The organism is Stenotrophomonas sp. LGBM10, from assembly GCF_046736075.1.
Lineage (GTDB): Bacteria > Pseudomonadota > Gammaproteobacteria > Xanthomonadales > Xanthomonadaceae > Stenotrophomonas.
In genome coordinates this window covers 2,237,501-2,256,991 of the sequence record NZ_CP177163.1, presented here as the reverse complement: position 1 = coordinate 2,256,991, position 19,491 = coordinate 2,237,501, and the positions used below count along the sequence as shown (strand labels likewise).

Annotated in this window: 16 protein-coding genes (1 of these 16 running past the window's edge); 8 read left to right on the top strand and 8 right to left on the bottom strand. The window is 70.0% G+C overall.

Annotated elements, in window-relative coordinates; genetic code table 11:
- Positions 1-48: 48 nt before the first annotated feature.
- From ACLB90_RS09505 to ACLB90_RS09485, 5 genes are all read right to left on the bottom strand, one after another.
- The gene (locus ACLB90_RS09505) at positions 49-2,094 is read right to left on the bottom strand and encodes an FUSC family protein (RefSeq protein ID WP_411849282.1); all 2,046 of its coding nucleotides are present in this window, start codon (positions 2,092-2,094) and stop codon (positions 49-51) included.
- Between the two features lie 3 nt (positions 2,095-2,097).
- Complete coding sequence (locus tag ACLB90_RS09500) at positions 2,098-3,552, bottom strand: efflux transporter outer membrane subunit (RefSeq protein WP_411849281.1); 1,455 nt, start codon at positions 3,550-3,552, stop codon at positions 2,098-2,100.
- The gene (locus ACLB90_RS09495; RefSeq protein ID WP_411849280.1) at positions 3,549-4,460 is read right to left on the bottom strand and encodes an efflux RND transporter periplasmic adaptor subunit; all 912 of its coding nucleotides are present in this window, start codon (positions 4,458-4,460) and stop codon (positions 3,549-3,551) included. Before ACLB90_RS09495 ends, ACLB90_RS09500 begins: the two co-directional genes overlap by 4 nt.
- Positions 4,457-4,666, bottom strand: a complete 210-nt coding sequence (locus tag ACLB90_RS09490; RefSeq protein ID WP_017354740.1) for a DUF1656 domain-containing protein — start codon at positions 4,664-4,666, stop codon at positions 4,457-4,459. Before ACLB90_RS09490 ends, ACLB90_RS09495 begins: the two co-directional genes overlap by 4 nt.
- A gap of 85 nt (positions 4,667-4,751) precedes the next feature.
- A complete protein-coding gene (locus ACLB90_RS09485; RefSeq protein WP_411849279.1) occupies positions 4,752-5,207 on the bottom strand; it encodes a MarR family winged helix-turn-helix transcriptional regulator in 456 nt (151 codons plus the stop codon).
- A gap of 160 nt (positions 5,208-5,367) precedes the next feature.
- Between ACLB90_RS09485 and folE the strand changes: the two genes are divergently transcribed.
- The 4 genes from folE (at position 5,368) to ACLB90_RS09465 (ending at position 11,612) form a co-directional block, all read left to right on the top strand.
- Positions 5,368-5,970: a GTP cyclohydrolase I FolE gene (folE, locus tag ACLB90_RS09480; protein WP_411849278.1), complete on the top strand. Its 603-nt coding sequence runs from the start codon at positions 5,368-5,370 to the stop codon at positions 5,968-5,970.
- A 94-nt stretch (positions 5,971-6,064) separates the two neighbouring features.
- Complete coding sequence (locus ACLB90_RS09475; protein ID WP_411849277.1) at positions 6,065-7,534, top strand: DUF3375 domain-containing protein; 1,470 nt, start codon at positions 6,065-6,067, stop codon at positions 7,532-7,534.
- Entirely contained in the window at positions 7,521-8,222 is a 702-nt protein-coding gene (locus tag ACLB90_RS09470; RefSeq protein WP_411849276.1) for a DUF4194 domain-containing protein, read from the top strand. The genes ACLB90_RS09475 and ACLB90_RS09470 overlap by 14 nt, the downstream gene beginning before the upstream one ends.
- Positions 8,223-8,240: 18 nt before the next feature.
- Positions 8,241-11,612 (top strand): ATP-binding protein, encoded by a 3,372-nt coding sequence (locus tag ACLB90_RS09465; RefSeq protein ID WP_411849275.1) that lies wholly within the window; start codon positions 8,241-8,243, stop codon positions 11,610-11,612.
- 91 nt (positions 11,613-11,703) lie between these two features.
- Here the strand turns inward: ACLB90_RS09465 and ACLB90_RS09460 are convergent, their stop codons facing one another.
- Positions 11,704-12,480 carry a sulfite exporter TauE/SafE family protein gene (locus ACLB90_RS09460; RefSeq protein WP_411849274.1) on the bottom strand — a complete coding sequence of 259 codons (777 nt, stop codon included), beginning with the start codon at positions 12,478-12,480 and terminating at the stop codon, positions 11,704-11,706.
- 130 nt (positions 12,481-12,610) lie between these two features.
- On the opposite strand from ACLB90_RS09460, the gene ACLB90_RS09455 reads away from it, so the two are divergent.
- Positions 12,611-13,000, top strand: a complete 390-nt coding sequence (locus tag ACLB90_RS09455; RefSeq protein WP_411849273.1) for a YchJ family metal-binding protein — start codon at positions 12,611-12,613, stop codon at positions 12,998-13,000.
- Here ACLB90_RS09455 and ACLB90_RS09450 read toward each other — a convergent pair.
- Positions 12,979-14,286 carry a GGDEF domain-containing protein gene (locus tag ACLB90_RS09450; protein WP_411849272.1) on the bottom strand — a complete coding sequence of 436 codons (1,308 nt, stop codon included), beginning with the start codon at positions 14,284-14,286 and terminating at the stop codon, positions 12,979-12,981. The genes ACLB90_RS09455 and ACLB90_RS09450 overlap by 22 nt on opposite strands.
- Positions 14,287-14,456: 170 nt before the next feature.
- On the opposite strand from ACLB90_RS09450, the gene egtB reads away from it, so the two are divergent.
- The 3 genes from egtB to ACLB90_RS09435 are packed head-to-tail and all read left to right on the top strand — an operon-like array spanning position 14,457 to position 18,946.
- Positions 14,457-15,740 carry an ergothioneine biosynthesis protein EgtB gene (egtB, locus tag ACLB90_RS09445; protein WP_411849271.1) on the top strand — a complete coding sequence of 428 codons (1,284 nt, stop codon included), beginning with the start codon at positions 14,457-14,459 and terminating at the stop codon, positions 15,738-15,740.
- Positions 15,737-16,711, top strand: coding sequence for an L-histidine N(alpha)-methyltransferase (gene egtD, locus ACLB90_RS09440; protein WP_411849270.1), 975 nt, complete (start codon positions 15,737-15,739; stop codon positions 16,709-16,711). The genes egtB and egtD overlap by 4 nt, the downstream gene beginning before the upstream one ends.
- 54 nt (positions 16,712-16,765) lie before the next feature.
- Entirely contained in the window at positions 16,766-18,946 is a 2,181-nt protein-coding gene (locus ACLB90_RS09435; protein ID WP_411849269.1) for a lytic murein transglycosylase, read from the top strand.
- A gap of 54 nt (positions 18,947-19,000) precedes the next feature.
- Here ACLB90_RS09435 and ACLB90_RS09430 read toward each other — a convergent pair whose 3' ends face one another.
- A protein-coding gene (locus tag ACLB90_RS09430; RefSeq protein WP_411852665.1) for a benzoate/H(+) symporter BenE family transporter crosses the window boundary here: on the bottom strand, positions 19,001-19,491 show its end. Its footprint extends 700 nt past the window's final position; only the last 491 of its 1,191 coding nucleotides appear in the window; its start codon lies beyond the right edge, outside the window; it ends in the stop codon at positions 19,001-19,003.

Genomic DNA, 19,491 nt, shown 5'->3' with positions numbered 1-19,491 from the left:
CAGGGTGTTGCACGGCGTTGTCGGCGTCTGCCAACCCGCGCCGGTGGCTCAGCGCGCGGCCGGTACCGCGTCGGCGGCGGGCTCGGCCGGCACGGGCACGCGTTCCGGGAACAGCCCGTAGCGCAGGCCCAGCACCCCCATCAACGCCTCGTCGCGCGCCTTGCCCGGGTCCACCGTCTGCACGCGCTTGAGCGAGGCATCCAGGCGCGCCTGCAGGCCTTCCGGCGCCGGCAGCGGCCGCCGCTGCGCGACCTGCGCGCGGTAGTGCGCGGCCACGTCGTCCAGGATCGCCTCGATTGCCTGTGCGCTGGCCTCGGGCAGGCCATGCCGGGCGCGGCGCAGCTGCAGGATGTTCAGGCCGATGCGCGCTTCGGTGAGCATGTCCACCGAGGCGATGTCGCTGCCCTCCGGGGTGGCGGCCAGGCGCGGAGCGAGCAGGCCCAGCAGGTCCAGCATGCGCGCGGCGAACTGCTGGCGGTCCTGCTGGCCGCGGCCTTCGGCGGCTTCGGCCAGCGTGCTCCAGCCCTGGCGGACCAGCCGCCGTGCGGTCCATTCGGCACCGACGGAGCGGAACAGGCGGGTCATCACCACCGCGAAACCAATGCCGATGAACATCGCCACCGAAGAGTTGATGAAGCTCTGGATGTTGGCGTTGTAGGTGTTCTGCACATTGAGCAGCGCCACCAGGTTGACCGTCAGCGGCAGCCCGATCAGGGCCGTCTGCGGCCGGTGCAGCAGCAGCCCCAGCGGCAGGAAGATCACCGCCAGCACCAGGGCCAGGCTGCCGAAGTCGTGCACCGCCGGGAAGATGCCGAACAGGTACACGCCGGCCACCAGGCTGGCCACGATCGCCCACAGCAGGAAGGACAGCATGCTCGGCGCGGGGTCGTCCTGCGCGGCGAAGAAGGCGGCGGCTACCGCAGCCATCATCGCGCCGTTGCCACCGCCCTCCCAGCCCAGGCCGATCCACAGGGCGCAGTAGGTCATCAGCGCCACGCCGGCGCTGGCGGCCGAGAACAGCGCCATGCCGTAATCAACATGGCGCGCATCGCCCCCGCGCCTGGCACGGATGCGGTAGTGGGTGGCATCGCGCGGCGCGGTGCCCTCTTCGATGGCCTGCTGCAGCGACGTGCAGTCCTGCCACAGGTCCACCAGCTCCTCCAGGCGCAGCAGCAGGGTGACCAGCAGCAGGTGGTCCAGTTCGCCGTCCACGGCCGGCTTCAGCGCACGGATGCGCTCGCGCAGCGCCGCATACCCGCTGGCGCTGGAGCGCCCCGGGTGTTCCAGCCACTGCGCGATGTCGTCCACCAGTGGTTCCAGGCCCGGCGGCAGCGCGCGTCCGCCGGCGCGCAACGCCCCCAGCCGGTCGGCGATGGACGACAGCACCGGCAGCATCAGCAGCATGCGCTCGCGCAGGCGCTCCATCGACACCGCAGCCCCCGCGTGGCGCGGGTCATCGCGGCGCAGGAACTCGATCAGCGCCTCGAACTGCACCAGGTCGGCCGCCAGCCGGTTGCGCGGCGCGTGCGCGTGGCCACGGGTGAGGATCTGGCGGCACCACTGCGCCGCATCGCCCATCCAGTTGCCGATCCGCGAGCGCAGCATCGGCCGCACCGACGTCGGGAAGAACAGCGAGGCGAACAGCACCGCCACCACCGTGCCCAGGATGATTTCCTCGCTGCGCGCCACCACCGTGTCGAAGATGGTGTCCGGCGAGGTCACCGCCGGAAAACCGATGAACGCGGTGGTGTAGCCGGCCAGCAGGAACGCGTAGCCGCGCGGGCCCCGGTTGAGCAGGGCGATGAATAGGCACGCCGACAACCACAGCGACATCGCCGCGCTCAGCAGCAGCGGCGTCTCCACCAGGTGCGGCAGCATCCACAGCGTGGCCGCGCCGGCAATCAGCGTGCCAACGATGCGGTACACGCCCTTGGCACGCGTTGGCCCCAGCATCGGCTGGGTCACGATGTATACCGTGGCCATCGCCCAGTACGGGCGCGACAGGTTGCCGGCCAGCCCGATGTACAGCGCGGCGAGCGCGGCCAGGAAGGTCTTCACCGAGAACAGCCACGCCTGGCGGTCGAGCAGCAGCATGGCTCAGGGCGCCGCCGGGGCGGCGACGGCGTCGGCATTCCAGCCGCCGCCCAGCACCAGGAACACCTGGATCTGGTCGCGCGAGACCTGCGCCTGCGCATTGGCCAGGGTGGCATCGGCCGAGACCAGCGTGCGGTCCGCATCCAGGCTGGCCAGGTAGGGCGTGCGCCCGCCCTGGTAGAGGCGGCGGTTCTGGCTGGCGGCCAGTTCGGCCTGCTGCTGCGCCACCTGCAGCGACTGCAGGCGCTGCAGGTCCTGTGCGTAGCGGCTGAGCGCGGTCTGGGTTTCGCGCAACGCCTGCAGCACGCTGTGGTCGAACTCGGCCAGCGCCGCATCGGCACCGGCTTCGGTGGCGTGGATGCGGGCATGCGTGCCCGACGACGGCAGGGTCCAGGAAATCAACGGGCCGATCGACCACTGCTGGGTCAACGGCGTGCCGAAATCCTCGAGCAGGCCGGCGGCGCCGACCGACGCGCCCAGGCGGATGTCCGGGTACAGCTCGGCGGTGGCGACGCCGATCCGCGCGGTGGCCGCAGCCAGCCGGCGCTCGGCCTGGCGGATGTCGGGCCGGCGCTGCAGCAGGGCGCGGCCATCGCCCACCGGCAACGGCTGGGCCAGGGTGGGGGCATGGCTGCAGTCGCTCACGCCCGCCGGGAGCTGGCCCGGGGTCTGGCCGAGCAGGGCGGCCAACTGGTACTCCGAGGCCTGGCGGTGCGCGCGCAGCGGTGGCAGCGCCGCCTCCAGCATCGCGACCTGTGCGTTGGCACGGGCCAGCTCCGGCGGTGTACCGCGGCCGGCGGCGATCAGGCGCTGGGTCACCGCGCGGCTGCGCTGCTGCAGCTGCAGCGAGTGCTCGGCCACGTGCAGCTCATGGTTGGCATGGCAGATCTCGACATAGCTGCCGGCCACCTGCGCCACCAGCGAGACGCGCGCCAGGTCCAACGCTGCTGCGGTGGCCTGTTCGTCGGCGTGCGCGGCCTCGGCGGCGCGCTTGAGCTTGCCGAACAGGTCGAACTGGTAGGACACCGCGAATTTGCCGTCGGCCAGGTTGATCGGCGGCAGTTCGTGTTCCAGCAGGAACGATTCGGCGGACAGCTGCGCGCGGCTCACGCCGGCCTCGGCCTCGTACTCGATGCCCCCGGCGTCCAGCGCCTGCTCGTACACGGCAGCGGCACGGCGCAGGTTGGCCGTGGCGACCTTCAGCTCGACGTTGTCGCGCAGTGCCTGCTGCACCAGCGCGTTGAGCGTGGTGTCCTGGTACAGCTCCCACCAGCGTGCCGGCAGTTCGGCGCCCGGCGCCACCTGCGGGTTGCCGGTGTCCAGGAAGGCGGCATTGGCCTCCGGCCGCTGGAACGCCGCGCCGGCCGGTACGGCGTAGTCGGGGCCGACCGTGCGGCACGCCGCCAGGCCGGTCAGCGCCAGCGCGAATGCGACGCGGTGGAGGGCAGGGCGCTTCACAGTGCCGCCTGTGCCGGGTGTGCGGCAGGGGCGGCCGTGTCCGTCTCCGGCTGGATGGTCACCGTGGCGGTGCGCCCGGCGATCAGGTTCACGCCGGCCGGCACGCGGTCGATATGGATGCGCACCGGAATGCGCTGGGCCAGGCGCACCCAGTCGAAGGCCGGGGTCACGTTCGGCAGCAGGCTGCTGCCTTCGCTGCGGTAACGGTCCTCGATGCCGGCGGCGATGCTCTGCACATGGCCCTGCAGGGGCTGGGCTTCGCCCATCAGGCGGATGTCGACCTTCTGCCCGGCATGCACGCCGCGCAGGCGGGTTTCCTCGAAGTAGCCATCAACGCGGAACGAGCCGGTGTCCAGCACCGCCATCACCGGCCGCCCGGCGGTCACGTAGTCGCCGGCCCGCACGGTGCGGTCGTTGACGTGACCGTCGCTGGGGCTGCGCACCTCGGTACGGGCCAGGTTGAGCCGGGCCAGGTCCACGGCGGCCTGTGCGGTGGCCATCGACGCCTGCGCGGCCTGCAGCTTGGCGCGGCGCACTTCGGCGTCCTCGGCGGCCACCAGGTCGGCCAGGCTGCGGTCGCGGGCGATCTCGCGGCGCAGCTGCTCCAGCGTCGCGCGGCGTTCGCCGAGCGCGGCCTGGGCCTGTTCCAGCGCGATCTGGTAGCGCGCCCGGTCCACCACGAACAACACCTCGCCACGCTTCACCGGCTGGTTGTCGGCCACCTTCACCGCTTCCACCAGCCCGGACACGTCCGGGGCCACCTGCACCACATCCGCGCTGACGTGCGCATCGCGCGTCCACGGCTCATCCATGTAGTACGACCACAGATGGCGCAGCACCAGCACGGCGGCGAGCACTGCCACGAGGGTCAGCACGACCGGGAAAGCACGCTTGAGGGTCTTGTTCACGATTGCATCCAACGCATCAGGGAAAACAACCCGCCGAGCACGATCACGTACACGGCCAGGTTGAACAGGGCGGGGTGCCAGATGTGGCGGTAGGCGCCGGTGCGCTGCAGAACCAGGCGCAGCCCGCTCTTGAGCAGGTAGGCCAGCAGCATCAGCCCGAGCAGGGTCGGGACGAACACACCATAGAGACTGAATTCACCGTACATCGAGGCAAGGGATTCGCAGGGAGAGCGGAAAGGGGATCGCCCGGCGTCGCAGGACGGCACCGGGCGGCACAACGGGGGAAGCGGCTTACGTCACGCGTTCGGCGGCATCGGCCAGCAGCTGCCAGAGCTTCAGCACGGTGCGCAGTTCGTCCATCGACAGCGCGCCGAACACGTCCTCGCGCAACCCGATCAACTGCGACTCCAGCTCGCTGACCAGGGCCTCGCCCTTGTCGGTGAGCCACAGCAGGTTGGCGCGGCGGTCGCTGGCATCGCATTCGCGGCGCACCAGCTCGCTGGCCGCCAGTTTGTCCAGCAGACGCACCAGCGACGGGCCTTCCATGCCCAGTTGCTGGGCCAGCGTCACCTGGCGGATACCCCCGCCGGCACGGCCGATCATCAGCAGCGGCATGGTGCACGCCGCCGAAATGCCATAGCTGCCCAGGGCCTGGTCGGCCAGGCGCTGCCACTGCCGCCCTGCGTAGAGCAGGCCGGAGCTGAGCTGCATCTGCAGCTGGGTACGTTCGTCGAGGGTGCGTTTCATGGCAGATAGATAGGATACTACTAATTTCCATCCTATCAATAGCCCTGGCCCAACCGCCGCCCAACGGCAGCCCACCGGAACCGGGCTCCGGCGGCATGGCGGGGGACGCCCGAGGGGTCTCTCGGGTACGATGCTCGCCCCCCTTCGGGTGCTGTATGTAATGAGCGAAAAAGACAACGACGCCACCCCGGTCACCCAGGCCGATGCCGAATCGGCCGTGCGCACGCTGCTGCGCTGGGCCGGTGAAGACCCCACCCGCGAAGGCCTGCTGGATACCCCGCGGCGTGTCGCCGAGGCGTATGGCGACTGGTTCAGCGGCTACCGCGACGACCCGCGCGCCTACATGGAGCGCACCTTCGAGGAAGTGGCCGGCTACGACGAACTGATCGTGCTGCGCGACATCGAGTACGAAAGCCACTGCGAACACCACATGGCGCCGATCATCGGCCGCGTGCACGTCGGCTACCTGCCGGCCGGAAAGGTGGTGGGCATCAGCAAGCTGGCCCGCGTGGTCGAGGCGTATGCGCGCCGCTTCCAGGTCCAGGAAAAGATGACCGCGCAGATCGCCCAGTGCATCCAGGAGGTGCTGCAGCCGGTCGGCGTGGGCGTGGTGGTGGAAGGTGCGCACGAGTGCATGACCACCCGCGGCATCCACAAGCGCGGCGTCAGCATGGTCACCTCCAAGATGCTGGGCAGCTTCCGCGAGGACGCACGCACCCGCGCCGAGTTCCTGCGTTTCATCGAAGTGGGCGGCAAGCGCTGAACCTGCCGCGTGCCCGGCACCCCGGTGCCGGGCCGGTACCCTTCCTGCTGCGCGGCGTCTGGCTGCGCGGTGTTCTTCCGGATGTCCTGGCTGCATGAAGCACCGCGAACGCATCACCCGTTACCGCGCCCTGCGCGAACAGCCCCAGTGGAAGCTGCTGGCCGCCGCCAACGCCCCGGAGATCATCGGCCTGCTGCAGAGCCTGCTGATGGACGGCGAACGCACCCTGCCGGCGGCCGCGCTGCATGAACGCCTGCAGCGCGCACTGGACCAGCTCAATGGCGAGGAGCTGTCGCGTGAGCTGCCGCGTACCGCCCAGGCGTATATCGCCCATTGGTTGGCCCAGGGCTGGCTGGAGCGGCGTCTGCCCGACGGCGCCGACCAGGAGCAGTACGAACTGTCCACCCAGGCGCTGCAGGCGATCCGCTTCGCCGACAGCCTGGAACAAAGCCGCGTGGCGGCGACCGAAAGCCGCCTGGCGCTGGTGATCGAGCAGCTTTCGCAGCTGGCCGCCCAGACCGAATCCAATCCGGACGCGCGCCTGTCGGCGCTGCGCGACGAGCGCGACCGCATCGATGCGGAGATCGCCCGGGTGGGCGAGGGCCGGGTGGTGGCGCTGGATGGCAAGCGCGCGCTGGAACGTGCGCGCCAGATCATCGGCCTGGCCGATGACCTCACCGAAGACTTCCGTCGTGTCCGCGACGATTTCGAGCGCCTCAACCGCGAGTTCCGCGAGCGCATCATCGACGATGAAAGCGAGCGCGGCGACGTGCTCTCCAAGCTGTTCGAGGGCGTGGATGTGATCGGCGACAGCGACGCCGGGCGCAGCTTCCAGGCGTTCTGGCGCCTGCTCAATGATGCCGAGCAGAGCGCCCAGCTCGATGCCGCGCTGGAAGCGGTGCTGGCGCGCGGCTTCGCGCGCAAGCTGGACCGCAACGAGCGCGCCTTCCTGCGCGGCTTCACCGGCACCATGCTCGACCGCGGTGGCCAGGTCCACGATGTGCTGCAGCACTTTGCGCGCAGCCTGCGCGGGTTCGTGCAGAGCCGTGGCTACCTGGAGCAGCGCCGTCTCAACCAGCTGCTCAAGCAGGCGCAGTCGGAGGCCCTGGCGCTGCGCGACGATTTCGCCGCCCAGCGTCCGATCGGCCGCGATCTGCAGCTCACCACCAGCCGCCTGCGCTCGTGGTCGCAGTGGAAGCTGCACGACCCACGCAGCGCGCAGGTGGACGGCAGCGTGCTGCGCAACGACGCGGCCAGCATCAGCCTGGAAAGCGTCGGCGACCTGGTGGCGTCGTCGGAAATCGACTTCCGCACCCTGCGCCGCGATCTGCACGAGCTGCTCGGCGCGCAACCCAAGTTGAGCATCGCCCAGGCCCTGTCGCAGCGCGAGGCGCCGCAGGGGCTGGGCAGCGTGATCGGCTACCTGTCGCTGGGCACCCGCCACGGCACCGTGGTGCACGGCGAACAGGAAACCGCCCATTGGCGTGGCGGCGATGGACAGTGGCGACGTGCCCGCATCCCGCTGGTTTGGTTCACCCAGGAGAAACGCCATGAACTGGCATGAAGATTCCCATGACGTCGCCCCCATCGACGGGGCTGCTGACGATCACGATGCCGAGCCGGTCGTCGTAACGCCGCTGGCGCGGCGCAGCAATGACGTGTTCTACATGGGCGACACCGGGCGGCTGCCGCTGGATGGGCGCCGCGCGCTGTGCCAGCTGCTGATCGGCCCGAGCATCGACCAGCTGCGCCACGCCAAGCTGTGGCCGGCGCTGATCCGCAACGAGGCGGCCATCCGCTCGGCGCTGTCCGACCTGTTCCTGGAACTGGTGCTGGATCGCGACAGCGGCGTGGCCTTCACCCGCCAGGCCGACACCGAGGACATCGACGCGCCGGTGCTGCTGCGCAGCTCGCCGTTGACCTTCATCGACTCGGTGCTGCTGCTGTACCTGCGCCAGCAGCTGGCCGAGGCCGATGCGCGCGGCAACCGCGCGGTGGTGGCCGACAACGAGATGGCCGAGGCACTGGCCATCTACGAGAAGAACCTGTCCACCGATCGCGCCGGCTTCAATCGACGCGTGGCCGCCGCCGTGCAGAAGATGAAAGAGAACCACATCCTGACCCGCCTCGCCGGCCAGGACGACCGCCATGAAGTGTCGCCGGCGCTGAAGCTGCTGTTCTCCGCCGAAGACGTGTCCGCACTGTCCAGCGTCTACCGCCAGTTGCGCGACACCCCAGCTGCAAAAGCCTGAACGGACCCCCGATAACGCATGGCCATCTCCAAGCACACCCCCGCCCTGTTCAACGACGGGCTGCCTGATCCGCGGCTGCAGCAGTTCCGCATGCGCCGCCTGCAGGTACACAACTGGGGCACCTTCAACGGCCTGACCGAGGTGCCGATCGCCGAGCGTGGCTTCCTGTTCGTGGGCCGGTCCGGTTCGGGCAAGTCGACCCTGCTCGATGCCATGTCGGCGATGCTGGTGCCGCCGTCCATCGTCGACTTCAACGCCGCCGCGCGTGAAGCCGAGCGCAGCGGTCGCGACCGCAACCTGGTGTCCTACGTGCGTGGCGCGTGGGCCGACCAGCAGGACCGCGGCACCGGCGAAATCGCCACCCAGTACCTGCGCAAGGGCGCCACCTGGACGGCGCTGGTGCTGGAATACCGCGCCGGCGATGGCCGCGTGGTCAGCCTGGTGCGCCTGTTCTGGATCGCCGGCAACGGCGCGGCCGCCGCCGATGTGCGCAAGCATTACCTGATCGCCGAGCGGCCCTTCGACATCGCCAAGGACCTGGGCGGCTTCGACCTGGACCTGCGCAAACTCAAGCAGCGCCTGGGCGATGTGCACCATTTCGACAGCTTCACCGGCTACGCCGAGCGCTTCCGCCACCTGCTCGGCATCGACAACGACATGGCGCTGCGGCTGCTGCACAAGACGCAGTCCGCCAAGAACCTGGGCGATCTGAACGTCTTCCTGCGCGACTTCATGCTGGATACGCCCCGCACCTTCGACGCCGCCGAGCGCCTGGTCAGCGACTTCGCCGAGCTGGATGGCGCGCACAAGTCGGTGGTCACCGCCCGGCGCCAGGTTGAAACCCTGCTGCCGGCGCGCGCCCTGCACGCCGAGCTGAAGGCCATGAACCTGCAGCGCGCCGATGAGGAAACCCTGAAGCTCGGCCTGGACAGCTTCCGCGAATCGCGCCTGCAGCAGCTGCTGGAAAAGCGCCTGCAGGATATCGACGTGCGCCACCGCGGGCTGCTCGGGGAAGAAACCCAGCGCCGTCAGGCGCTGGGCAACCACGAGGAGCACCTGGCCGGTCTGGAGCTGCAGCGCCGCCAGCAGGGTGGCGAGCGCATCGAGGAACTGGAGCGCGAACATGGCCGCGCCCAGGCCGAGCGCGACCGCCGCCAGGCCAAGCGCAGCCAGGCCCAGCAGGCCGCCGACACCCTGCAGGACAGCGTGCCCGATGATGCCCACGGCTTCGCACAGCTGATCGCCCGCGCACAGGGCGAACTGGACAATCGCCAGCAGGCCGCAGCCGCACTGGACGATGCCATCACCGAACGCCTGGCCGGCAAGCAGGACGACACACGTCGCTTCGGCGAGGTCCGCGCGGAACTGGAGGCGATGGAGCGCAACCCGTCGAGCATCCCCGCGCCACTGCAGAAGCTGCGCAGCCGCCTGGCCGAGGAAACCGGCGTTCCCGAGGCGGCGCTGCCGTTCGTGGGCGAGCTGATCCAGGTCCGCCAGGAGCAGGGCGCGTGGCAGGGCGCCATCGAGCGCGTGCTGTTCGGCTTCGCGCAGTCGCTGCTGGTGGAAGACAAGCACTACAACGAGGTCAACGCCTGGGTGAACCGTACCCAGCTTGGCATGCGGCTCACCTACTACCGGGTTCGCCGCAACGACGATGCGATCGCCCGCGAACCGTCCGCGCGCTCGCTGCTGCACAAGCTGGAGTACCGCGACAGCGTGTTCGAGCCGTGGCTGCGCCGTGAGCTGGGCAAGCGCTACGACTACGAGTGCGTGGACGCAAAGCAGCTGCGTGACGTCGACCGTGGCATCTCCCGCGAAGGCCAGGTCAAGCACCCGGGCGACCGGTTCGAGAAGGACGACCGCAACGCCATCAGCGACCGCCGGCGCTGGCTGCTGGGCTTCAGCAACAGCGACAAACTGGCGCTGTTCCGCAAGGAAGCGCAGGAGCTGGCGCACCGCATCGCCGCGTGCGACGAAGACGTCGCACGGCTGCGCAGCCAGCGCGACCGCGACAATGACCGCCGCCTGGCCTGCAACCAGCTGGTCAACTTCGTGTGGGAGGAAGTGGACGTCGCGACGGCGGTCCAGCGCCTGGACGACATCGCTTCGTCGCTGCACGAACTGAAGGAAGGCAACGCCGACCTGGCCCGCCTGGCACAGCAGATCGACCAGGCCCGCGCGGACATCGCGCAGGCGCGCCGCACCTACGAAGACACCCGCGTCGAGCTCATCCAGCTCTCCCGCGAACGCGACAAGCTCGACGCCCAGCGTCAGCGCAGCCGCGCCCTGGTGCTGCCGGCACTGGGTGCAACGCAGGAAGCGGGGCTGCAGCGGCGCCTGGACGTGCTGGGTGGCCTCAGCCTGGAAACGCTCGAAGCGCACATGCGCGAGATCAGCAAGGGCATCAACGAAAGCCTCGCCGCCTCGCAGCACGAGGTGCACCGTGTCGAGACGCAACTGGTGGCCTGTTTCCGGCGCTTCGCCCAGGCGTGGCCGGAGGAATCCGGCGATTTCACCGCCTCGGTCGCCTCGGCCGATGACTTCCTGGCCCGCCTGCAGCGGCTGGAGCGTGATGGCCTGCCGCAGCACGAAGAACGCTTCTTCGACCTGCTGCAGAACCAGAGCAAGAACAACCTGCTGGCCCTGCAGCGGCACAGTGCCGAGGCCCGCAAGTCGATCGGCCAGCGCCTGGATGAGGTCAATGCCTCGCTGGAGCAGGTGCCGTTCAACCGCGGCACCCTGCTGACCATCGAGCTCAGCGACCGCCGCCTGCCGGAGGTGCTGGAGTTCCACCAGCAGCTGCGCGAAGTGCTGTCGCACCACCAGACCGAAGAGCGCGAGGTGGCCGAGGCACAGTTCGCGGTCCTGCGTGAGCTGGTCAAACGCCTTGGTTCGCAGGAGGGCGAAGACCGGCGCTGGCGCGAGAACGTGCTCGACGTGCGCCTGCATGTGGAGTTCATCGGCGTGGAGCTGGATGCGGCCACCCGCCAGCAGGTCGAGATCTACCGCAGCGGCGCCGGCAAGTCCGGCGGCCAGCGGCAGAAGCTGGCCACCACCTGCCTGGCGGCGGCGCTGCGCTACCAGCTGGGCGGTGCCGAGAGCCAGTTGCCGAGCTATGCCGCCGTGGTGCTGGACGAAGCATTCGACAAGGCCGACAACGAATTCACCGCCCTGGCGATGAACATCTTCGAGAACTTCGGTTTCCAGATGGTGGTGGCCACGCCGCTGAAGTCGGTGATGACGCTGGAGCCGTTCATCGGCGGCGCCTGCTTCGTCGAGATCAGCGGCCGCCACGACTCCGGCGTGCTGCTGATCGAGTACGACGAAGAGGCCAAGCGGCTGAAGCTGCCCGAACGCAGCCGCCAGCAGGACGCCGAGCCGGTCGCCTGACCGGCCGGCCCCGGTAGAGCCGACCGTTGGTCGGCTGCTCCCGCACGACGTCCGCACCACACGCAGCGGGGCAGCGCCCCGCGCTACGGGGCTATCCGCCGAACGTATCCCAGCCCATCCGGGCGATCAGCACCACCACCAGGCCGACGAACAGCTTGCGGATGAACGGCGTGCCGCCGCGCAGCGCCAGCCGCGTGCCGACCACCGAACCGACGATGTTGGCGGCGGCCATCGGCACCGCGAACAGCCACAGGATGTTGCCGGTGGGCACGAAGAACGAAATGGCCGCCACGTTGGTGGCCAGGTTCACCACCTTCGACGCCGCCGACGCGCGCAGGAAGTCCAGCCCGAAGAAGCGCACGAACAGGAAGATCAGGAAGCTGCCCGTGCCCGGCCCGAAGAAACCGTCGTAGAAGCCGATCACCGCGCCGATCGCCAGCGCCGTGGCCAGCTCCCTGCGGCCGATCTCGCGCGGTCGGTGCAGCGCACCGAAATCCTTCTTCCACAGCGTGTAGCCCAGCATCGCCACCAGCAGCACCAGCACCAGCGGGCGCACCGCGTCCTTGGGCAGCAGGCTGACCGCCGTGGCACCGGCGAAGGAAAACACGAAGGCCGTGCCCGCCGCGAACAGCACCGGCCGCCACGGGAAGCGCACATTGCGCGCGTAGCGCACGGCCGCTGCCGCGGTGCCGAACATCGAACTGAACTTGTTGGTGCCAAACAGCATCGCCGGCGTCTGCTGCGGCAGCACCGTAAACAGCCCCGGCAGCTGCACCAGGCCACCTCCACCGACGGCGGCATCGACCAGGCCGGCGATGAAGGCGATCGCCACCAACCACAACAGCTCAGGGGGAACCAACTCAAGCACGGCAGGGCATCGTGGCGGAAAGCGCGCCAGCATACGCCCGGCAGGACCCCACAGGTAGAGCCGACCGTGGGTCGGCAGCTCCCCACCGATGACGGTGGTCGACGCAACATCCGCGCGTCACAATGTCCGCATGACCCATTCCGACCCCTGTCCCTGCGGCCGTCCACTGGCGTACGCCGCCTGCTGCGGCCGCGTCCACGCCGGTGAGGCCGCAGCCGATGCCGAAGCGCTGATGCGCTCGCGCTACAGCGCCTATGTGAAGCAGTTGCCGGACTACCTGCTGGCCAGCTGGCATCCCGACACCCGTCCCGAATCGCTGTCGCTGGATGAACCGGCCGGCCAGCGCACCCGCTGGCTGGGCCTGACCATCCACGAACACACCGTATCGGACCCGGACCACGCCCAGGTGCGGTTCACCGCGCGCTACAAGGTCGGTGGCGGCAGCGCGGTCAAGATGCTCGAGCACAGCCGCTTCGTCCGCGAGGACGGCCGCTGGTTCTATCTCGACGCGCTGCCCTGAGCCGCCTCGCTGCTGCGTACCGCCACCGGCCGCTGCTGGCCGTGGGCGCGCACGCAGTTGCGGCCGGCGTCCTTGGCGGCATACAGCGCCTGGTCCGCCGCCTTGATCACTGCCTGCGGGCTGTCGCCGACGCGGCTGTCGGCCACGCCGATGCTGACCGTCACCTGCACCACCTCGCCGCCACCGCCGCGCCCGCGCTGCAGGCGGCCCACCGCATCGTCGCTGGCCCGCGCCGCGCGATCACGCAGCGTCATGCGGGCCTCCTCCACCGTTGCCCGGATCGCCTCCACCGCCGCCACACAGGCCGGCGCCGGGCGGTCCAGGAACACCAGCGCGAATTCCTCGCCGCCGTAGCGGAAGGCCCGTCCGCCGCCGCCCACCCCGGCCAGCCGCGCCGCCACCAGCCGCAGCACGTCGTCGCCGATGTCATGGCCGTGGGTATCGTTGAAGCGTTTGAAGTGGTCCACGTCGACCATCGCGATCGTATAGGTGGCCCCCACGCGCTGCAGGCACTCGTTCAGCGCCCGTCGGCCGGGCAGGCCGGTCAGCTCATCGCGGAAGGCCATGTGGAACGATTCCTGCACCATCGCCGATATCAGCGCCAGCAGCGCCACGCTGGTCAGTGCGGGCAACAGGGCCGGCGACAGGAAGATGCGCGGCAGCATTGCCCACACCGCCAGCAGTGCCAGCAGCATCGCCGTATGCAGGGCGCGCGGCTGGCGCACGGCCTGCACCGTCAACGCGAGCGTGGCGACCACGAAGGCCACCGTCGGCCATTGCGCCAGCCGGCTCCAACCGGTCGGCAGCCACGCCCAATGGCGGTTGGACAGCAGATCGTGCATGCCCTGCGGCCCCTGCGCGGCCAGCAGCGCGAACACGCCCAACGCCACGCCGCTCAGCACCGCGCGCAGCAGCAGGTCCTGGCGCAGGCGTCCGCGTTCGGGCCATAGCCCGTGTACCAGGAACAGCACGGGCAACCACAGCGCAACCGCATGGAACGTCAGCGGCGTGCTGGCGGACACCACGCCATCGCGCAGGAAACCGGCCACCAGCCCATGCAGCAACGCGAACGCCAGCGCGATCGCCAGCAGCAGGCACAACGCCCGCACGCGGTTGTAGATCAGGGCCAGGCCCACGCCGAGGCAGGTCAGCAGCAGGGGCAGCAGGCGGTGCACCGGGCTGCCGACCTCCTGCGCCGGGGTCGCCGACCACAGCACCAGCCCGGCGAGTACGGCGGGCAGTACGAACAGATAGTGGCTGGGCTGGCGTAGCAGGTGATTCCGCAAGGACGGTTCCACAGAGCGGGCCCGCGCGCCGTGGCTGCATCGTGCAAACCGGACCACACAGGCGATGGTCCTCCCGGTAGCGGCCGGCGCGCATTCAACTTGAGATGCGTAACGCGGTGTGAGCCTTGCCATGACGTTGCGCTCACCCGTGCTGGTCGATCCTGATCGCGATGAATACCGCCGTCGCCCCACCGCCGCCGACCACGGACCCGTTGGCCGCTGCACTGGCCGCCCGCTATGCCGGCATCCGCGCCCGCAGCATCGCGCTGGCCGCACCGCTCAGCGCCGAAGACGCGATGGTGCAGAGCATGCCGGATGCCAGTCCGGCCAAATGGCATCTGGCCCATACCACCTGGTTCTTCGAGCGCTTCGTACTGGCCACCCAGGCCGGCCACGCACCGTTCAATGCCGACTGGCACTACCTGTTCAACAGTTACTACCAGAGCATCGGACCGGCACACGCGCGCCCGCAGCGCGGCCTGCTCTCGCGCCCGTCGCTGGCGGAGGTGCTGCAGTACCGCGCCAAGGTCGACCAGCAGGTGATCGCCCTGCTGCAGGCCGGCGCGCTCGATGTCACCGCGCGCCATCAGCTGCTGCTCGGCCTGCAGCACGAACAGCAGCACCAGGAGCTGCTGCTGACCGACATCAAGCATGCGCTGTGGTGCAATCCGCTGCAGCCGGCGTACCGCGACGATCTCGACTGTCCCGCCAGCACCGCCGTGCCGCTGCGCTGGCAGGAGAGTCCCGAGCAGATCGTGGAGATCGGCGCACCGGCATGGCCCGCCCACGCCGCGTTCGCCTACGACAATGAATCGCCCGTACACCGTGTGCTGGTGCCGGCCCATGCGCTGGCCAACCGGCCGGTCAGCAATGGCGAGTACCGCCAGTTCGTCGCGGCCGGTGGTTATCGCGAGCCGGGGCATTGGATGAGCGAGGGCTGGGCGCTGTGCCAGGCAGAACAGTGGCAGCATCCGCTGTACTGGGACGACGCCCTGCAACGCGAGTTCACCCTCGGCGGCTGGCGCGCACTGGACCCGCACGCACCGGTCTGCCACCTCAGCTACTACGAGGCCGACGCCTACGCGCGCTGGCGGGGCGTGCGCCTGCCCACCGAGTTCGAGTGGGAGGCCGCCGCTGCCGGCCAGCCGGTGGACGGTCATTTTGCGGACGCCGATCGCCTGCATCCTGTCGGCGGCAGCGATGCACCCCTGCTGCAGCTGTTCGGCGACGTCTGGGAGTGGACCAGCAGCGCGTACGGCGCCTATCCCGGCTTCCGCCCCTTCGCCGGCCATCTCGGCGAATACAACGGCAAATTCATGAACGGTCAATGGATCCTGCGCGGCGGCAGCTGCGCCACACCGGCCGGACACGTCCGTGCCAGCTACCGCAACTTCTTCGCCCCCGCCGCGCGCTGGCAGTTCGCCGGCCTCCGCCTGGCCAGGGACGGCGCATGAGCACGGTCAGCGACGCGCTCGACGCGCTTACCGACCTGCAGCCCGACCGCGCCCGCATCACCGCCGATATCGTGCAGGGTCTCTCGTCGCGGCCGCGCCAGCTGCCGTCCAAGTACTTCTACGACGCGCGCGGCTCGGCCCTGTTCGAACAGATCACCCACCAGCCCGAGTACTACCCGACCCGCACCGAGCTGAAACTGCTGCAGGACTGCGCGCACGACATCGCCAAGGTGGTTGGCCCGCGCCTGCATGTGGTCGAACTGGGCAGCGGCAGCGGCCGCAAGACCGAACTGCTGCTGCACGCGCTCGCCGATCCGGTTGCGTATACCCCGATCGAGATCTCGCGTGCTGCGCTGCTGGCCAGCATCGCGCGGCTTGCCCAGGCCTTGCCGGACATCGAGATGCTGCCGGTCTGCGCCGACTTCACCCGCCCGGTGCAGTTGCCGGCGCCGCAGCGCACGCCGGCCCGTCGGCTGCTGTTCTTCCCCGGTTCCACCCTGGGCAATTTCGCCCACGCCGATGCCGTGGCGCTGCTGCGCGCCATGCGCCAGACAATGGGCGCCGATGGCCTGGCCCTGATCGGCATCGACCTGCACAAGGACCCGGTGCTGATCGAATCGGCCTACAACGATGCCGCGGGCGTCACCGCGGACTTCACCCTCAACCTGCTGCGCCGCCTCAACCGCGAGATCGGCAGCGACTTCGACCTCGACGGCTTCCGGCACCGCGCCCGCTACAGCGTGCCGCGGCTGCGCATCGAGACCGAACTGGTCAGCACCCGCGCCCAGACCGTGCACGTCGACGGCCACGCCTTCGACTTCGCCGACGGCGAGGCGATGACGGTCGAATACAGCCACAAGTACACCGATGCGTCGTTCGCCGCGCTGGTCGCCGAGGCTGGCCTGCGCGTGGGCGCGGCATGGAACGCCTTCGAGCCGGCATTCGGTCTGCGCCTGCTGCAGCCGGTCTGAATCGCGCGCGTGCCGCTATGATGCAGGTCCACTTGGCTGCAAGGATTTCCGCCAATGAGGCCCTACACCGGCTGGCTGCTGGGCGCGTTGTGCCTGGCCAGCGCCTCGGTTGCCGCCGCGCCGCAGGATGACCTGGACCGCTGCCTGGCCACGCTGCAACCGCAGGCGCTCAAGCAGGGCATCAGCCCTGCCGGGTTCACCCGCCTCACTGCCGGTCTCACCCCGGACCTGAGCGTGCTGCCGCTGCTGGATGCCCAGCCGGAGTTCACCACCCCCTTGTGGGACTACCTCGCCGCGCTGGTGGACACCCAGCGTGTGGACGACGGTCGTGCGCGTCTGTCCCTGCACCGCGATCTGCTTGCCAGGGTATCGGCGCAGTACGGCGTCGATCCCGCCACCATCGTGGCGGTGTGGGGCGTGGAGAGCGACTACGGCCGTGTGTTCGGCAAGCGCCCGCTGCTGCAGTCGCTGGCCACGCTGTCCTGCAATGGTCGTCGCCAGCCCTTTTTCCGCGGCGAACTGCTGGCCCTGCTGAAGCTGCTGGATGCCGGCGACCTGCAGGCCGAGGGCCTGACCGGCTCCTGGGCCGGCGCGTTCGGGCACACCCAGTTCATGCCGTCCACCTACGCACGGATCGCCGTGGACGGTGACGGCGACGGTCGTCGGGATCTGGTCGCCAGCATCCCCGATGCCCTGGCGTCCACCGCCAACTACCTGGCCAAGGCCGGCTGGCGGACCGGCCAGCCCTGGGGCATGGAGGTCAAACTCCCGCCGGGCTTCAACGCATCGCTGGCCGGGCGCACCCAGCGCAAGCCGCTGGCCGACTGGCGCGCGCTGGGCATCGTGCCGGTCGCCGGCGGTGCGCTGGCCCCGGCCGGCCTGCCCGCCGACAGCAACGCCGCCCTGCTGCTGCCGACCGGCGCCAAGGGGCCGGCCTGGCTGGTGTTCCGCAATTACGACGCGATCTACGCCTACAACGCCGCAGAGAGCTATGCCCTGGCCATCGCCACCCTGTCCGACCGCCTGCGCGGTGCCCCGGGCATCGTCGCCGCCTGGCCCACCGACGATCCCGGCCTCGGCCGCACCGAACGTCGGGAACTGCAGACCCTGCTGCTCGCGCGTGGCCACGCCATCGGTGCCGCCGATGGCATGATCGGCACCGCCACCCGCCGCGCCATCCAGGCCGAGCAGCAACGCCTGGGCTGGTCCGAGCCCGACGGCCGCGCCGGCCAGCGCATTCTCACCGCCCTGCGTGGCGCCCCTCCCTCATCTCCGATGCCATCCGTCCCCATGCCCACGTCCACCGTGTTTTCGCTGCCCTCCAACCATGCCCGTTACGTGCAGTCGCCGGCCGCCCCCGGCGCTGCCCTGCCCAAGGTCCAGGGCCTCAGCCTCGGGCAGGTGCAGGGCTTCATGGCGTGGAAGGTGGAAACGCCCTTTGCCACCGCCGCCATCGCTGTCTTCGGCGGGCAGCTGCTGTCCTACGTTCCCAAGGGCGGCAAGGACGTGATGTGGCTGTCGCCCAGCGCGCAGCCGCTGCCGACCCCGATCCGCGGCGGCACCCCGGTGTGCTGGCCGTACTTCGGCCGCCAGGGGCAGGGCACCGATGTGCCCTCGCACGGGTTCGTGCGCAACGTCCCGTGGACCCTGCAGCAGGCCCGGCGCGACGCCGACGGCACGATGGTGCTCAGTCTGGCGCCCCCGGCCCTGGACAACCTGGCGCTGCGCCTGCGCATGGAACTGCGGATCGGTCGCACCCTCGAACAGCGCCTGGTCACTGAAAACACCGGTACCCAGCCGGTGAGCTTCACCCAGGCCCTGCACAACTACTTCCAGGTCAGCGATGCCACCCAGGTCAGCGTGGACGGCCTGGACGGGCTGTCCTACCTGGACAAGTTCGAGAACTACGCCACCGCCCACGCCCAGCAGGGTGCCTGGAGCCTGCGCGACCCGCGTGACCCCGGCCGCAGCGACCGCATCTATACCGACGCGGGTGGCCGCTATGTATTGAATGACCCCGGCTTCAAGCGCCGCATCGAGATCACTACCGCGGGCAGCCGCTCGCTGGTGGCCTGGAACCCGGGCGAAGCGGGAGCCGCCAAGATGGCCGACGTGGGCGCCGGCTGGCGCAACTACGTCTGCCTGGAAGCGGCCAACGCCGGGCCGGACGTGGTCACCCTTGCCGCAGGCGCCACCCACACCCTGGTGCAGACCTTCCGGGTGAGCCCGCTCTGAGCAGCGCCGGGCAGGGCAGGGCGCCCACCGCGCGCTGCCCCCCGGCCTGCCGCCTCACCGCACCGCCGCCCGCGGGCGCAGCACGGCCAGGCAGATGCCGCCGGCCACCAGTCCCCAGAACGCCGAGCCGATCCCGGCCAGCGACACCCCCGAGGCGGTCACCAGGAAGGTAACCAGCGCCGCCTCGCGGTCGGCCTCCTCGCGCAGAGCACCGGCCAGGCTGTTGGCAATCGTGCCGAACAGCGCGATACCGGCCACGCAGGCCACCAGTTCGCGCGGGAAGGCGGCGAACACCGCCGCCACCGTCGCCCCGAACAGACCGATCACCATATAGAAGACACCGGCCGCCACCGCCGCCGTGTAGCGGCGCGCCGGGTCCTCATGCGCCTCGCGGCCCATGCAGATCGCCGCCGTGATGGCCGCCAGGTTGAGTCCATAGGCACCGAAGGGCGCCAGCAGCGTGTTCACCACCCCGATCCAGCCGATCACCGGCGAGATTGGCGTGTCGTAGCCGGATGCGCGGATGACGGCCACGCCGGGAATGT

What these genes read in the sequence shown, in the direction of transcription:
- ACLB90_RS09455 (WP_411849273.1), top strand. Translation starts at nt 12,611, where the DNA reads ATGACCCATTCCGACCCCTGTCCCTGCGGCCGTCCACTGGCGTACGCC.
- ACLB90_RS09505 (WP_411849282.1), bottom strand. Translation starts at nt 2,094, where the DNA reads ATGCTGCTGCTCGACCGCCAGGCGTGGCTGTTCTCGGTGAAGACCTTC.
- folE (WP_411849278.1), top strand. Translation starts at nt 5,368, where the DNA reads ATGAGCGAAAAAGACAACGACGCCACCCCGGTCACCCAGGCCGATGCC.
- egtB (WP_411849271.1), top strand. Translation starts at nt 14,457, where the DNA reads ATGAATACCGCCGTCGCCCCACCGCCGCCGACCACGGACCCGTTGGCC.
- ACLB90_RS09485 (WP_411849279.1), bottom strand. Translation starts at nt 5,207, where the DNA reads ATGAAACGCACCCTCGACGAACGTACCCAGCTGCAGATGCAGCTCAGC.
- ACLB90_RS09465 (WP_411849275.1), top strand. Translation starts at nt 8,241, where the DNA reads ATGGCCATCTCCAAGCACACCCCCGCCCTGTTCAACGACGGGCTGCCT.
- egtD (WP_411849270.1), top strand. Translation starts at nt 15,737, where the DNA reads ATGAGCACGGTCAGCGACGCGCTCGACGCGCTTACCGACCTGCAGCCC.
- ACLB90_RS09435 (WP_411849269.1), top strand. Translation starts at nt 16,766, where the DNA reads ATGAGGCCCTACACCGGCTGGCTGCTGGGCGCGTTGTGCCTGGCCAGC.
- ACLB90_RS09470 (WP_411849276.1), top strand. Translation starts at nt 7,521, where the DNA reads ATGAACTGGCATGAAGATTCCCATGACGTCGCCCCCATCGACGGGGCT.
- ACLB90_RS09475 (WP_411849277.1), top strand. Translation starts at nt 6,065, where the DNA reads ATGAAGCACCGCGAACGCATCACCCGTTACCGCGCCCTGCGCGAACAG.
- ACLB90_RS09490 (WP_017354740.1), bottom strand. Translation starts at nt 4,666, where the DNA reads ATGTACGGTGAATTCAGTCTCTATGGTGTGTTCGTCCCGACCCTGCTC.